The organism is Halomonas sp. ISL-56 (assembly GCF_018612805.1).
Classification (GTDB): domain Bacteria; phylum Pseudomonadota; class Gammaproteobacteria; order Pseudomonadales; family Halomonadaceae; genus Vreelandella.
This window is the reverse complement of the sequence record NZ_JAGGRO010000004.1, coordinates 73,770-87,729: the sequence shown is the minus strand read 5'-3', so window position 1 is coordinate 87,729 and position 13,960 is coordinate 73,770. Positions and strand designations below refer to the sequence as shown.

Here is a 13,960-nt window from a genome sequence, read left to right as displayed (position 1 = left end):
AAGTATTAGCGAGCAATGCCGAGAGTGCAAGTTTGCACGATGCCGACCCTATGCAAACCATTGATGTGTTCATTAATCTTAACTACGACGAGTGCCTAGCCCATTACGAAGGGCGTATTGCCAATGTACGTACCCGCAGTGTTGATGGTCGTTGGGTAATATTTCCCGCCGAGGCGATTCGCCGAGTGGTGGGGCGTGATGGCGTACGCGGTATTTATCGATTAAGTTTTTCTGAGCAGGGTCGATTCATTAGCATAGATCCCTTAACCGGACGTTGAATTGCCTATGCACCGCCATGGAACACCGATCACCTTAAATGACCTCATTTATTCCATTATTCCCAATTTAAACAGCGCTGAAAAGTTAGTTTTCGCTACGTTAGAAAGCTTGATTGAAGCTGCTTCAAACCCTTTGGATATCCTTAAACGCACCGAGCAGCGCCAAGCGTTTAGTCTGGAAGTTCATCGTATACACATCAACCTGGAGCACCTGCTAGGCCGTTACCGAACGGAACTAGATGTCGTGCTACGTAGCGAGGGCGAATATACCGGCCCGGTAGTTGACCCTGACCCCCAAGAGGCCGATGCCATCCGCTGTGCTGTGGATATCTATATTCATGTATGCGCGTTTCAACGCGGAGAGCGTCCCAACCCTGTACCTGGGCGTGAAGCTACGCTGCGCAGACTGTCATAGCGTAACATTCACAACATGGCATCATCATTGCTTGTATAATGTGGCAATTCTGACTTTCTGGGTTACCCCCTTGAAAGCAAACAGCCTGCCTACCCGGCCCTGGCTGTGGTCACATTAGGAGATATACCATGTCTGCCTCACCTGTCACATTGATGGTGGCTCGTCGCGTTGAGCACGGCCGCTACGCCGACTTTAATCGTTGGCTTAACGAAGGGCGCGAGCTGGCGGCCGATTTTGCTGGCTACCTCGGCTCCGGCGTATTGGCTCCCCCTGCCGATGACGACGAGTATCAGATCATATTCCGCTTTAGCAGTAGCGAAACCCTAGCCGCCTGGGAACATTCAGCCTCACGGCATGCGTGGTTGGCGCGCGGTAAGGGCTTGTATGAAGCGCCCCATGAGCACCGTGCCACCGGGCTGGATGCGTGGTTTCAAACCGGCAGCAGCGCACCGCCGCGCTGGAAACAGGCCGTGGCCGTGTGGCTGGCTTTCTTTCCTATCTCGCTAATCTTTCAACTTGTATTTGGTGGCGTACTGGCCGATTGGGCGCTGCTGCCGCGGGTGGTGGTGAGCACGCTAATGTTGACGCCAGTGATGGTGTTTGTGTTTATTCCGCTCTCTATGCGTTTATTAGCGCCCTGGCTGCAAGGTAAATGGTCACCGCTGGATTTATTGGCGCGTTGGCGCCACGCGCACCGGTCATAGCGTACCTAATTAATCAGCGCTGCTTTTGTTGATACTTCCATGGGGTTCGGCGCTGCGTTGATTCTATTGCTCCTATGATGATGGGCTTTATGGTACTAAGCTAAATGTGCCTGTAAACAAAGGATAAGTGTCGCCAGTGCAACGCTGGCGCGCAACTCAGCCCCCATGGAGTGTTTATGATCCACGTTCACCATCTGGAAAAGTCTCGTTCGCACCGCATCCTGTGGCTACTTGAAGCCCTTGAACTGGACTACGAGTTGGTGGTTTACCAGCGCGATGGTAAAACACAGCAAGCGCCTGATGCGCTGAAAAAAATCCATCCGCTAGGTAAGTCTCCGGTGATTACCGATGGCGACATCACCGTGGCTGAGTCAGGCGCAATCATTGATTATCTGCTGCAGCGCTATGGACAGGGCCGCTGTCAGCCTGCGCCGGATGATGTACGTGCTTGGGTAGATTACCGCTATTGGTTGCACTATGCCGAAGGCTCATTAATGCCGTTGCTGGTGATGCAGCTTGTGTTCAGCCAAATTCCTAAACAGTCTCCCTGGCTGATTAAGCCAGTGGCGAAAGGGATTAGCGATACCGTCAGCAAACGCTTTCTGGCGCCGCAGCTTAAAAGACACCTTAACTTTATTAACCAACACTTGTTGGCAGAGGGTAATTTTGGCGGGCAGTGGCCCAGCGGCGCGGATATGCAAATGAGCTTTCCACTACAGGCGGTGGCCGCCGTACGGTCGCTGGAGAGCTATCCTGCCATTGCCGCTTTTGTCTCACGCATTGAGCAAGATGCCGCCTGGCAGCGAGTGGTCGAGCGGGCGGGGCCACTTACCATGCCGGGCCAGTAAACAGCCACCATGAACTATTTTGCCTCGTTTGCAGCTCTTCCGGCGGAGCTGCTACGCAGTATTGATGGCTACCTGGGGCGTTGGGGGATCGCCTTGCTGCTCGTTTTCCTTCTTTTGGCGCTGCTGGGCAATCTATTGCTCAAGCGGCGTATGCAGCATAACCGGGCGTTACTCCAGTCCAATAAAGAGATGCTGGCAACGATCCTGGATAGCGTCGATGCGTTTATTTATATCAAATCCCCGACCTTAGAATACCAATACGTTAATCGTCGCATTAGCGATCTATTTGGCCTGCCTGCCGAAAAAATTATCGGTAAGCGTGATGAGGCGTTTTTTGATCCTGGGAGCGCCGCTGAGATCAATCAGGTTGATCGCAATGTCTTGGATTCAGGAAAAAAAGTGACGGTAGAAGAGAGCAATGTCTTGAAGGGCGAAAGCCGGGTAAGGACATTCTTATCGATTAAAATGCCGCTTTCCATGTCGCCTGGCGCTCCCCCTTCCCTGTGCGGTATTTCGACCGAACTGACTGACTACCTCGAAATGCAGTCGCGCACTCACTACCTGGCCTTCTATGACTCGCTAACAGGTCTGCCCAACCGGCGGCTGCTGATGGATTCCTTAACGGCCGCTATTGAGCATGATGGGTGGGCTGAGACCTATAGCGCGGTGATGGTGATTGATCTGGATAATTTCCGCTTAGTGAATGATATCCAGGGCCATGAGAGTGGTGACCAGCTATTGATTAGCGTTGCTGAACAGTTACGCCAGCGGCTTGACGCAGAGGAAACGCTAGCTCGCTTTAGTAGCGATGAGTTTGTTGTGCTGATCAATAACCTGGGCGAGCAACAGACCAACGCTGTACTAAAAGCCGAGCGTGTGGCGCGACAGCTGTTGGAAACCATTGCGCAATTAAGAAACAACCATTCGCTACCGATCAGTGCCAGTATTGGTATTGCACTGTTTACGGGAGGCGGCGAGCACAGTATGGATAGCGTGCTGCAACAGGCTGATATGGCGTTGCAGCAGGCGAAAAGCATAGGCGGCAATACGCTGTGCTTTTTTAATACGGATATGCAAACCAGCGTACTGGAAAGGGCCAGTTTAGAGGCCGATCTGCATAAAGCGCTCGAACGCAACGAACTGGCGCTGCACTACCAAGTGCAGGTCGACCATCAGGGCGTGACTACCGGCGTAGAAGCATTACTGCGCTGGTACCATCCTCTACGTGGCTGGGTCTCACCCGCGACCTTTATCCCGCTTGCGGAAGAGAATCGGCTGATTGTGCCGATCGGTTACTGGGTGCTGCGGTCAGCCTGCGAGCAGCTAGCCAAGTGGTCTCACCAAGCTGCCTACGCGCCATTAAGTATTTCCGTCAATGTAAGCTCCGTGCAGTTTCAGCAGCCAGAGTTCGTGCGTGATGTCGAGGCGCTGCTAGCCGAAACCCAGGCGCCGCCAAGCCGCTTGGTGCTCGAAGTGACCGAGAGCCTGTTGATGCACGAGCCGGTTAGAGTGCGCAACACGATGTTGAAACTGCGTGCCAGGGGGATCCGCTTTGCGCTGGATGATTTTGGTACGGGCTACTCATCGCTGAGTTATCTGAAACGCTTGCCGCTGGATGAGTTGAAAATAGATCAATCGTTTATTCAAGAACTGCTGACCGATAAGACAGACGCAGCGATTGTCGATACCACGATACTACTGGCGGTGAGTTTAGGCTTAACCGTGGTAGCGGAAGGGGTGGAGACAAAAGAGCAGCTTAATTGGCTAAGAGGCCATGGCTGCTATCGTTATCAAGGCTACCTATTGGGTCGCCCGACGCCCATTGAGTACCTGTTTGAAAGCTATTAAGCGTTTATAGCAAAACCCCCTTTCCAGCTAGGTGAAAAAGGGGGTTAAGTGTGCTGCTAATTAAGTGCTGTTTTTAACTGAGCTGTGCTTAACTAAACAGGGCAAAGCTCTCTGCGTTAAGCCACATATGCACCAAAATGCTGGCGATGTAGCCGAGTAAGATAACCGGCGACCAGCGCAAGTGGCCCATAAACGTATAGGAACCCCTGGCCTGACCCATCACCGCCACGCCGGCCGCAGAGCCAATCGATAGCAAACTGCCCCCGACGCCCGCGGTTAGGGTAATCAGCAGCCATTGGCCATGGGACATATCCGGCTCCATGGTCAGCACCGCAAACATGACCGGAATGTTATCTACAACCGCCGAGACCACACCAAGCGTAATGTTGGCAGCCGTAGCGTTCCAACCGGTATACAGCGCTTCTGACAGCAAACCAAGATAGCCCATAAAACCAAGGCCGCCAACGCACATCACCACCCCGTAGAAGAACAGTAGTGTGTCCCATTCAGCTCGCGCTACGCGGTTAAAAACATCGAACGGCACCACGCCACCCAACTGCTCTAGCTTCTTGTTGTCGCCACGGCGGCTGTAGCGCTCGCGCTTGCGCTCCAAGGAGCGGGGTAGGCTGCGGCGCAGGTAGTAACCAAAGAACTGCAAGTAGCCCAGGCCGGTCATCATGCCTAACACCGGGGGTAGGTGGAGTACAACGTGGCACAACACGGCGGTAACAATCGTTAATAGGAACAGCAACACAATGCGCCGGGCGCCACGCTTCAACCACACATCTTCATAAACGCTGGAGGGTTTTTCATCCTTGATAAACAGGCTCATGATGCATGCTGGAATCAAGAAGTTGACCAGAGCGGGGAAGAATAGAATGAAGAATTCCTGAAACTCCACCATGCCCGCTTGCCATACCATTAGGGTGGTAATGTCGCCAAAAGGGCTAAACGCGCCCCCTGCGTTAGCGGCCACGACGATATTGATACAGGCTAAGTTAATGTAACGCCTGTCTCCTTCGGCCACTTTGGTTACCACGGCGCACATCAGCAGGGCTGTGGTAAGGTTGTCGGCAATCGGCGAGAGTACAAAGGCAAGGCCGCCGGTCAGCCAAAACAGCGTCCGGTAGTTGAAGCCCTTGCGCAGCATCCAGGAACGAAGGGCATCGAAAACGCGGCGCTCTTCCATGGCGTTGATGTAGGTCATGGCCACCAGCAAGAACAGCATCAGCTCGGTGAACTCCAAAAGCGTAACGCGGAAAGCGTACTCAGACGCGTCCGACATGCCGTTTTGGACATACACCCAGCCGATGAGGCTCCAGATGATACCGGCCGCCACTAATACCGGCTTAGACTTGCGCATGTGGATCTTTTCTTCCGCCATGACGAGCGCATAGGCCAGGACGAAAATCGCAACAGCAAAAAAGCCAACCGCAGAGGTGGTTAGATCTAATTCACCGGTCACGGCAAAAGCACTGGGACTAACGCCTAATAGTAAGGCCGCTAACAAAAAAAGCCAGCGACGATATAATCGAGGCTGGCAAGAGGGTTGGCACAACGTAGGCATGTGACGTTCTTCCTCATGGTCAAGTTGTCAGGAGTGGTATAAAAGCAACCCTATTTTATCAGTTTATATTGCGTCGCAATACCTTATAAAAACGAACGATAGTAGATTTTCTTAAGGTAATAGCATCTTTTTTTAGGAAATTAATCTTTTAGGTAATAGTAACGATAGCCATATTAGTTGTTACCTAGAGCGAATAAATAGGCAAGTATTATACTATCGATGAATAGCATTCTTGAATGTTACCCATATTTTATATCGTTAATAGCTAATTTTAAGTTTCAAGCAAAAAACTCTCAGTGCGACCCTGATGACCAAAAAGCAGGGCGAGCCGTGAAGAGTGCCTGGCTGAGCGCCGTCGTGTTATGTTGAAAAGTGCCATACTCTCAGCTTGATCAATAGCCAAAACAGCTAGCGATGATAAAACAAGGCCGATTTACGCTAAGGAATAACATGATGCGCAACCCCTTCTGCTTCCTACGCCACACGCTTGGCGTTTCGGTAGCGACGCTAGCGCTGGCAAGCCTCGCTTTCTCCGCGCATGCTGAAACCCGTGTAACTTATAAATCTGCTGCGGCGGGTACGTCCTACTACCTTATGGGCTTAGAGCTTGCTGAGGTCGTCCGCAAAGGGACTGATGACGCCATTATTTTTGCTTCGGAAGAGAGCCAGGGGTCTGTGCAAAACGTTATGGAAGTATTGGCACGCCAAGGCAATTACGTGTTCACCTCGCCGTCAGTTTTAATTGAGCAGGCTATGGCCGGTGAGGGGGCTTTTGCCGAGCGCCCGCATCTTCGTTTCCAAGAGATTCGTGGTTTATTGCCGTTGCCTCCTATGACCATGCACTTTGTGCTTGCAGGCGATAACGGCGACATTGATTTTTCCGCGCTCGAAGGCAAGCATATACTGATTGGACGAGGCACTTTTAGTGCTCGAGAGGCAGCTCGCTACTTAGCGTTGTTTGACCTGGACGATAGCGTCCGAATTGCTGATGCGGCTATTAACAGCGGCCCCGATGCGATTAAAAGCGGCCAGATTGATGGCTTTGTTACCGCGAGTGCCTATCCCTCTCCCGGTGTGATTGAGGCGGCTGGCAGTTTGCCTATCTCGTTGGTCAGCCTGACCAACGCACAAGTCGAGCAAACCGGGGCTTCACGCCAAACGATACCCGGCGGCACTTACCCTGGTGTTAACAACGATGTCCAAACAACTTCGCTCCCTGTGATGGCCTACACCACCACGGCGATGGATGACGAAACTGCCTATACGATAACCAAAACGTTTTGGGAAAGCCTGGATGGAATGGCGGAAGCCGCTGCGTGGTGGAGCAGTATCACTCCCGATATGTTGGCAAATATGACCGGGCTGCTCCACCCAGGAGCGCAGCGTTACTATCAAGAAGCGGGTTTCGAGGTGTCTGACGCTTTGCGTTAGCTTATTGCTCCACCGCTTCTATGTCAGGCGGCACGCTCGCCGCCAAGAACTACCAGAGCCATTAACGTCAAAAAATCGTAAAGCTTAACGCTATATAAGCCCCATAACCTGCGAGTAATGCGGCACCCTCCCAACGTGATAAGCGCATGCCGGTATACAGGAACAGTACCAGCACACCGGCTGCGCCTAGCATTACCCACTGATCAAATATGACGACCCGCTCGACCAACGGCAGTGGTTGCAAGAAGGCAGAGATGCCCAAAATACCCAGCAGGTTAAAAATATTGCTGCCAAGAATGTTGCCCACCGCCACATCAGCATGGCGGCGTATGGCCGCGATCACCGATACGGCCATCTCAGGCAGCGACGTACCCACAGCAACAATGGTTAAGCCAATCACCGCTTCGGAAATCCCCATTGCCTGCGCTATGCCAATGGCGCCAAAGAGCAGCAGCTGCGAACCACCAATAAGCATGCCCAAACCGACCACTAGTGCCACGGCAATCATCCACCCTGTGGTGGGTAGTTTGGTCATTTCATCCGCTTCCGCGGCGTGCATATCCGCGGCAGGAACGTGATGGCGGCTTTCACTGATGTAAGCCCAAACAAGGTAGGCAACGAGCCCTGCTAGTAAAATCCCGGCATCTGCGCGCCCTAAAGCGCCGTTAAACGAAAGCCCAATAAACAGCAGGCTGGCGAGTACCACCACCAAACCATCACGGCGCAGCGCTAATGGTTGAACCACCATTGGGCTAATAATGGCGCACATGCCCAAAATCAATAAGATATTGCCGATATTACTACCTACAATGTTGCCAACCGCAATGTCAGGCTGCTGGTTCATCGCGGCATCAATCGAAACGACAAGTTCAGGGGCCGAGGTGCCAAACCCCACCACTACGAGCCCTGTTAGTAGTGGCGAAACCCCGACTCTTCGCGCGCCAGCCACGGCGCCGCGGATAAGCGACTCTCCACCGAGTGTTAACAGGGCAATACCCGCCAACAAACTAAGTCCATATAGCATGTTAAAGCCTCTTCCAAAGTGCTCGCCAGGCCGCGAATGACGCGGGATTCACAGGGCAAGCCAAGCGCGCTAGACGGTCGAATTAGTGGTGTCTAGCTCAGCAGCAAGATTACGGCTTTTTTTAATAATTTGCGCGGTTTTAAAACGGCTATAAGAGGCAGAACAACAAAATAAAAAGCACAAAGGCTTTGACCTGCTGCCAACTACGTGGCAAGATGTTTGCAGTTAGTAAGTTAGCAAGCAAGCATGGTTCCAGAAACATTCGAATTCTTTCGGTAGTCTGTAATTGTATTCCTTGTTCTACTCACTATTTATCTGGGTAATACCAGGATTTTACAATTCGCAACTCGCGAAAAGGATTTAATATCATGGCAACTGGCACAGTTAAGTGGTTCAACGATTCTAAAGGCTTTGGCTTTATCGCTCCTTCTGACGGCAGCGACGACGTCTTTGCTCATTTTTCTGAAATTCAGTCTGATGGCTTTAAGACTCTGCCTGAAGGCGCTAACGTCTCTTTTGACGTTACCCAAGGTCAGAAAGGCCTTCAAGCTTCAAACATTAAGCTTCTTTCTTGATCCTAGCGATCATTTAAGTTCTCGAATCTTCTAGATTCGATGATCGGGCCCCGCTTAGGCGGGGCCCGATGCGTTTGTGCCTGTTAAATTTTTTCTTCCCTTTAGACGTACCTTCTTTGCCCTGGAGCCAAGCTGATGTATGAATGGGTTTGATTGATGTTATGTTATAATATATCTTTATGGCGAAGATGCATTGTTTTGCAATCGCCAAAAGGAGAGATCGAATATGACAGCATTGCCACTTAAGGGCGCCAGCGTATTGGTATTGAGTACTTTGATACTGACAGGCATTCAGGGCGTTAGCGCCAGCGACCATGATCACGACCATGCTCATAACGACCACGACCACGACCACGACCACGACCACGACCACGATAGCGATATCTACTCGGGCTATTTTGATGATGACCAGGTTGAGGATCGCGCGCTTTCTGACTGGGAGGGAGACTGGCAGTCTGTTTACCCCTACCTAAAAGATGGCACCCTCGACGATGTGTTTGCGAATAAAGCAGACAATGGCGACAAGACGGCCGAAGAGTACAAAGCGTACTACGACACCGGGTATCAAACGGATGTTGAGCGTATCGTCATTGACGGAAGCAGCGTCACCTTCTTTGAAAACGGCGAAGAGAGAGCGGGCGAATACCAATACGCTGGCTATGAAATTTTAACCTACCAAGCGGGTAATCGCGGCGTACGGTTTATTTTCGAACTTGAAGAACCATCCGACGATCTACCTCAATATATTCAGTTTAGCGACCACAGCATTTACCCCACCGATGCCCATCACTTTCATCTTTACTGGGGCGATGATCGCGAAGCCCTATTAGACGAAGTCACCCACTGGCCGACGTATTACCCATCGGAGCTGAGCGGTGAAGAAATTGTTGAAGAAATGACGGCGCATTAAGCCGCATCGGTTGACACGAAAAGCACCTCCACCTGCGTTCGCGTCCCTCTGTAAACGTAGGTTACAAAGCGCTGGCTATATGCCAGCGCTTTGTTTTTTGCACCACTTCTAACGCTAAAACCCTCCTGCACGGCCTGCTGACTAAATATAATTTATATATCACTGTTGCCTCATTTCAGCAGATATGGTTGTATTTCTAAATTAATTTAGAGGTGGCACCTGGTGCTCTGAGCAGGGGAGGGCCAAGAAGCTGCCCGATAGTAAAGTGACGGGAATATAGGAGCGAGTATGGCCACCTATACGCTTTATGACAAAGATGGCAATGAACTTATCCACAACGATTTACAAAAAAAGCAGGAGTGGTGTAAAGACGGAGAGCGTTTAGAAACGCGTTTTCTAGCGTTGTATGGTGAAAAATTGGGCTTGAGGCTCAATGAGGAAAAGTTACGTGACCCAACAGTGCCGGATTTTATTCATACTGAATCAGGCAGGTACGTTGACCTTAAAAGCCAAACAACGCCGTTTTTCCAATCACGCAAATATGGCGTCAATCCTCAGTACGCGGTGACGTTAAACAAAATCGATGTAGATAGGTACTTCCAGTTATATCCCGGCATCATCGTTCTTTATCATGTGAACTGGATGGCGGTAAAGATGGTGAGTGGTTATGGGAAAACAACAGAAGTTAACGAAATGGAAGGCATTTGGGCGGCCACCATCCATAAAATAAAACAGATGTGTAAGCCTGAAAATCTCCACGCGTATTTACAGCGCACTAACGATCAGCAGGGCAATGCCCGAGATAGCTATGTGCTAGACCTAAGACATGGTGACTTCAAAGTCATCGAAGATGATCAGCAGAAGCTAAAGCAGCTTAATTGAGCTGTTAATAGCTGGCAGCGTCGTATCGGTTATATCTTATTTATGCCCAGTCAACTGAGCGAACAGCGGCATTAGTAGCGCGAAGAGTTCCGCTTGGGACGAAATACAGCACTTAGCATAGAGCTGGCGCCGAAATACTTTAACAGTTTGCAGGCTAACATCCAGGTGCAGACTGATGGAAAGCGATGAGTGGCCTCTCAGAATAAATAGGGCTACTTCTGCTTGGCGGGGACTCAGTCGGATGCTGTGTTGTTGATTTAATGTTTCGCGCAAGCGCTCTTCTAGAGGCGCTGGCGCCGCTTCAATCACACCCTCAAAGCGGTACTCTTGCCAGTGCTTTTTCAGTAGGGTACTCAGGGTCATTGCATACTGTTGTAACGTCCCAAGCTCGTGCCTATTAAAAGGTTCTCCACTTGAGCGATCTCTGCCAAAACAGGCGGTTAGCGTAACATCCTCAGTGATTTGAGCAAACACTGCCACCTCGTCCAGAAGCGTTGTCTGCTGGTAGTAATTCTTATAGTAATGGGTACGTTTAAAGTGGTCAGGTGCCACATCCACCAATCGACGTATGCCCTGCACGCCACCCCTGAGGTGCTCACGGTAAAAAGGATCCAGCAGGTAATCCCCTCCCAGGTATTGGTTATCCATCGGTAAGTACACGACAGGATCCGTGTACTCCCGGTAGAGCACCGCTGGTCGGTATTCGCCGTGGTAAGCGATGATGATCAAGTTATCGAATGATGCCAGACACTTCACCAATCTGGAGAAGTGCTGAGGTAACTCAGGCGTTGCCAACGCCATGATGGCATTGGCCAGCAACTGGTCATATTCGTTATGTGTCACCAGGTCCACATCTGCAAAACCATACCACGCTGGGGTTATATACGATCGAATGGGCTGCCAATAACGTGCTAAGACGGTCGGCGGCCTCTCATCGCAGTCTAGCTGGACAGCAACAATATCAGCAACTGCGGGGCCAGACCGCCCATTAGAAGAATAGAGCTCAAGCGGGCCAAGCCTCAATGGCTGGCCTGGTCAACCACTTCGTCGTTTTGTGCCGACAGGGCGATTGTCCGGTGTCGGTTGCAACGTTGCCTTGAGATGGATCATGACGGATAACAATATCAAACTGGAAAGAACCCTATCACTCAAAGCGGTGGTGCTGTTTGGCCTCGCCTATATGACGCCATTGATCGTGCTGGGCACCTTCGGGGTCATTGCCAGCACGAGCAATGGCGCCGTGCCCACTGCTTATCTCATCACTACCGCAGCCATGCTATTCACGGCCTACAGCTACGGCATTATGGCGCGTACCTATCCAGTATCAGGCTCTGCGTATACCTACGCCCGCAGGGCCATCGACTCCCGAGTCGGCTTTATGGTGGGGTGGAGCGTGCTGCTGGATTATTTCTTCCTGCCCATGGTGATCTGGTTGATAGGCGCTGCTTATTTGAACGCGCGCTTTCCTGAAGTACCAAGCTGGATATTTCTGCTCGGCTTCATTGGTATCACCACCTTTCTGAATATCTACGGCATCAAGCTGGCGTCCAAAGTGAACTCTTTGCTGATGGTGTTCCAGATATTGGTGATCGCTTTCTTCGTGCTGCTGTCGGTGCGTCACGTGTTTGCAACCGGCGGCAGCGATGCGCTTTTTAGCCTGGGGCCGTTCTTGGGTGAAGAGGCTGGCTTTACCGCGATCGCTGCGGGTGCCGCGGTGGCCGCTTACTCGTTTCTTGGCTTCGACGCCGTTACTACACTGACCGAAGAAACCATCGACCCGAAGCGCAATATTCCCAAGGCCATTATGCTCACCGCGCTGATCGGTGGCGGTATTTACGTGTTGGTGGGTTACACAACCCAGCTGGTGCATCCTGGCAGCAGTTTTGTCAATTCCGACTCCGCTGCCTTTGAAATTGCCACAACCATCGGTGCCGATCTTTTCGGGGCTATTTTTCTGGCCGGTATGGTGCTCGCCCAGTTCACCTCTGGCCTGGCCGCTCAAGCCAGTGCCTCTCGGCTGCTGTTTGCTATGGGGCGGGATGCGGTACTGCCGCCAAAGCTGTTCGGTGCGCTGCATTCACGCTTTCATACACCGGTGTTCAATATCGTCCTCACGGGCGCTATCGGCATCATCGCCTTGTTCCTCGATGTGTTATCGGCTGCCTCGTTTATTAATTTCGGTGCCTTTATCGCCTTCACGATGGTGAACCTGTCGGTGATCTTTCTGGTCAGCAAAGACGCCGAAGCAAGGCGCCAGTATGGTGTTATTAGAGGGATGCTGGTGCCGCTCATCGGTGCCCTGGTTAATCTTTGGCTGATGAGTAAGCTAGACGTCAACGCCTTTATTCTGGGCTTGATCTGGCTTTCCATCGGACTTGCCCAACTGGCCTATCTGACCCGCTTTTTCCGTCGTGAACCGCCGGAAGTGGATTTTGATGAGTCAGAGCCTGAGCCAGCATCCAGCTAGGTAAAAGCGACCCTTTAAAACGGAGACCGACCATGTCCAGATATTTGCCCGTGCTCGTGGTGCAGGAAGCCTCGCGGCAGCATGGCACTGACACCGAACTGCGGGACTTCGAGGCCGAACTGGCGGTGCACCTGAGCGACTTCGGCGCTGATTTTGAACAGCCGAGAATGGTGGTCTATCCCGAGATCCATTTGTGCGCTGCTACGGGGACGCCTCAGCAGCGCAAGGAGCAACTGGAAGCCGCTGCTGAACCCATAGATGGCCCACGCAACCAGCATTTGTCACGGATCGCCCGCAACCTGGGGATATGGCTGCTGCCCGGCACGGTATGTGAACGGGGGGAGGATGGGCACCTGTACAACACCGCGCCGGTCTATTCGCCCGAAGGTGAGCGCGTAGCCGCCTACCGTAAGTGTTTCCCCTGGCGACCTTTTGAACCCTATCAACCGGGAGAACGCTTTGAAGTGTTCGAGGTGCCAGGCATAGGCCGAGTCGGCCTGGCCATCTGCTACGATATCTGGTTTCCCGAGACGGTGCGCCAACTGGCTTGGCTGGGGGCCGACGTGATCATCAATCAGGTGGCCACCACCACCTGCGATCGCGCCCAAGAGCAAATCCTGGTGCAGGCCAATGCTATTTTCAATCAGGTGTATATGGTCAGCGCCAATGCGGCCTCGCCCTCTGGCGAGGGGCAGAGCCTAATCGTCGACCCCGAAGGCCGTATCCGCGTCAGAATGCCCGGTGCCACCCCGGGCATTCTCACCGATGTACTCAACCTGGATGAGGTCGAGCGTGTACGCAGCTTCGGCACCGCAGGTTTGAACCGTATGTGGTCTCAGTTCCGGGAGGATGACCCGGTGCTGGAATTACCGATGTACGAAGGGCGAATTGATCCACGTAAGTGGAGGGAAAGGCATTAAACAGTCGATCCCGACTCTCTCCAACCCCGCGTTATTCCCACTCCGTGCAATATGCCATCACCAGGTGATGGCTATTGCCTGCAATACGTTG

General features: G+C 52.1%; 14 protein-coding genes. 11 read left to right on the top strand and 3 right to left on the bottom strand.

Annotation, left to right across the window (positions count from 1 at the left end; all coding sequences use genetic code 11):
* Positions 1 to 50 precede the first annotated feature (50 nt).
* The 5 genes from J7J49_RS02490 to J7J49_RS02470 all read left to right on the top strand — a co-directional run bounded on the left by J7J49_RS02490 (position 51) and on the right by J7J49_RS02470 (position 4,093).
* Positions 51 to 278, top strand: a complete 228-nt coding sequence (locus J7J49_RS02490) for a DUF2835 family protein (RefSeq protein ID WP_064235008.1) — start codon at positions 51 to 53, stop codon at positions 276 to 278.
* Between the two features lie 7 nt (positions 279 to 285).
* A complete protein-coding gene (locus tag J7J49_RS02485; protein WP_064235006.1) occupies positions 286 to 693 on the top strand; it encodes a hypothetical protein in 408 nt (135 codons plus the stop codon).
* A gap of 128 nt (positions 694 to 821) precedes the next feature.
* Positions 822 to 1,397: an antibiotic biosynthesis monooxygenase gene (locus tag J7J49_RS02480; protein WP_064235004.1), complete on the top strand. Its 576-nt coding sequence runs from the start codon at positions 822 to 824 to the stop codon at positions 1,395 to 1,397.
* A gap of 176 nt (positions 1,398 to 1,573) precedes the next feature.
* Entirely contained in the window at positions 1,574 to 2,245 is a 672-nt protein-coding gene (locus tag J7J49_RS02475) for a glutathione S-transferase (protein WP_215089936.1), read from the top strand.
* 9 nt (positions 2,246 to 2,254) lie between these two features.
* A complete protein-coding gene (locus J7J49_RS02470; protein WP_064234999.1) occupies positions 2,255 to 4,093 on the top strand; it encodes a putative bifunctional diguanylate cyclase/phosphodiesterase in 1,839 nt (612 codons plus the stop codon).
* An 88-nt stretch (positions 4,094 to 4,181) separates the two neighbouring features.
* Here the strand turns inward: J7J49_RS02470 and nhaD are convergent, their stop codons facing one another.
* Complete coding sequence (gene nhaD / locus J7J49_RS02465; RefSeq protein WP_064234997.1) at positions 4,182 to 5,660, bottom strand: sodium:proton antiporter NhaD; 1,479 nt, start codon at positions 5,658 to 5,660, stop codon at positions 4,182 to 4,184.
* A 453-nt stretch (positions 5,661 to 6,113) separates the two neighbouring features.
* On the opposite strand from nhaD, the gene J7J49_RS02460 reads away from it, so the two are divergent.
* On the top strand, positions 6,114 to 7,091 hold the full coding sequence (locus tag J7J49_RS02460; RefSeq protein WP_215090247.1) for a TAXI family TRAP transporter solute-binding subunit: 978 nt from the start codon (positions 6,114 to 6,116) through the stop codon (positions 7,089 to 7,091).
* Between the two features lie 67 nt (positions 7,092 to 7,158).
* Here J7J49_RS02460 and J7J49_RS02455 read toward each other — a convergent pair whose 3' ends face one another.
* Positions 7,159 to 8,115, bottom strand: coding sequence for a calcium/sodium antiporter (locus tag J7J49_RS02455; protein ID WP_215089934.1), 957 nt, complete (start codon positions 8,113 to 8,115; stop codon positions 7,159 to 7,161).
* Positions 8,116 to 8,483: 368 nt separating this feature from the next.
* Here J7J49_RS02455 and J7J49_RS02450 point away from each other — a divergent pair, with 368 nt between their 5' ends.
* From J7J49_RS02450 to J7J49_RS02440, 3 genes are all read left to right on the top strand, one after another.
* On the top strand, positions 8,484 to 8,690 hold the full coding sequence (locus J7J49_RS02450) for a cold-shock protein (protein ID WP_007111857.1): 207 nt from the start codon (positions 8,484 to 8,486) through the stop codon (positions 8,688 to 8,690).
* 226 nt (positions 8,691 to 8,916) lie between these two features.
* Positions 8,917 to 9,600, top strand: coding sequence for a metal-binding protein ZinT (locus J7J49_RS02445; RefSeq protein WP_215089932.1), 684 nt, complete (start codon positions 8,917 to 8,919; stop codon positions 9,598 to 9,600).
* Between the two features lie 288 nt (positions 9,601 to 9,888).
* The gene (locus J7J49_RS02440) at positions 9,889 to 10,482 is read left to right on the top strand and encodes a hypothetical protein (protein WP_064234988.1); all 594 of its coding nucleotides are present in this window, start codon (positions 9,889 to 9,891) and stop codon (positions 10,480 to 10,482) included.
* A 36-nt stretch (positions 10,483 to 10,518) separates the two neighbouring features.
* On the opposite strand, the gene J7J49_RS02435 is transcribed toward J7J49_RS02440, so the two are convergent.
* Positions 10,519 to 11,325, bottom strand: a complete 807-nt coding sequence (locus tag J7J49_RS02435; protein ID WP_353048326.1) for a helix-turn-helix transcriptional regulator — start codon at positions 11,323 to 11,325, stop codon at positions 10,519 to 10,521.
* 265 nt (positions 11,326 to 11,590) lie between these two features.
* Between J7J49_RS02435 and J7J49_RS02430 the strand changes: the two genes are divergently transcribed.
* Positions 11,591 to 12,949 carry an APC family permease gene (locus tag J7J49_RS02430; protein WP_215089928.1) on the top strand — a complete coding sequence of 453 codons (1,359 nt, stop codon included), beginning with the start codon at positions 11,591 to 11,593 and terminating at the stop codon, positions 12,947 to 12,949.
* Between the two features lie 32 nt (positions 12,950 to 12,981).
* Positions 12,982 to 13,869 carry a carbon-nitrogen hydrolase family protein gene (locus J7J49_RS02425; protein WP_215089926.1) on the top strand — a complete coding sequence of 296 codons (888 nt, stop codon included), beginning with the start codon at positions 12,982 to 12,984 and terminating at the stop codon, positions 13,867 to 13,869.
* Positions 13,870 to 13,960: the final 91 nt, after the last annotated feature.

What these genes read in the sequence shown, in the direction of transcription:
- J7J49_RS02490 (WP_064235008.1), top strand. Translation starts at nt 51, where the DNA reads ATGCAAACCATTGATGTGTTCATTAATCTTAACTACGACGAGTGCCTA.
- J7J49_RS02485 (WP_064235006.1), top strand. Translation starts at nt 286, where the DNA reads ATGCACCGCCATGGAACACCGATCACCTTAAATGACCTCATTTATTCC.
- J7J49_RS02480 (WP_064235004.1), top strand. Translation starts at nt 822, where the DNA reads ATGTCTGCCTCACCTGTCACATTGATGGTGGCTCGTCGCGTTGAGCAC.
- J7J49_RS02475 (WP_215089936.1), top strand. Translation starts at nt 1,574, where the DNA reads ATGATCCACGTTCACCATCTGGAAAAGTCTCGTTCGCACCGCATCCTG.
- J7J49_RS02470 (WP_064234999.1), top strand. Translation starts at nt 2,255, where the DNA reads ATGAACTATTTTGCCTCGTTTGCAGCTCTTCCGGCGGAGCTGCTACGC.
- nhaD (WP_064234997.1), bottom strand. Translation starts at nt 5,660, where the DNA reads ATGCCTACGTTGTGCCAACCCTCTTGCCAGCCTCGATTATATCGTCGC.
- J7J49_RS02460 (WP_215090247.1), top strand. Translation starts at nt 6,114, where the DNA reads ATGCGCAACCCCTTCTGCTTCCTACGCCACACGCTTGGCGTTTCGGTA.
- J7J49_RS02455 (WP_215089934.1), bottom strand. Translation starts at nt 8,115, where the DNA reads ATGCTATATGGACTTAGTTTGTTGGCGGGTATTGCCCTGTTAACACTC.
- J7J49_RS02450 (WP_007111857.1), top strand. Translation starts at nt 8,484, where the DNA reads ATGGCAACTGGCACAGTTAAGTGGTTCAACGATTCTAAAGGCTTTGGC.
- J7J49_RS02445 (WP_215089932.1), top strand. Translation starts at nt 8,917, where the DNA reads ATGACAGCATTGCCACTTAAGGGCGCCAGCGTATTGGTATTGAGTACT.
- J7J49_RS02440 (WP_064234988.1), top strand. Translation starts at nt 9,889, where the DNA reads ATGGCCACCTATACGCTTTATGACAAAGATGGCAATGAACTTATCCAC.
- J7J49_RS02430 (WP_215089928.1), top strand. Translation starts at nt 11,591, where the DNA reads ATGACGGATAACAATATCAAACTGGAAAGAACCCTATCACTCAAAGCG.
- J7J49_RS02425 (WP_215089926.1), top strand. Translation starts at nt 12,982, where the DNA reads ATGTCCAGATATTTGCCCGTGCTCGTGGTGCAGGAAGCCTCGCGGCAG.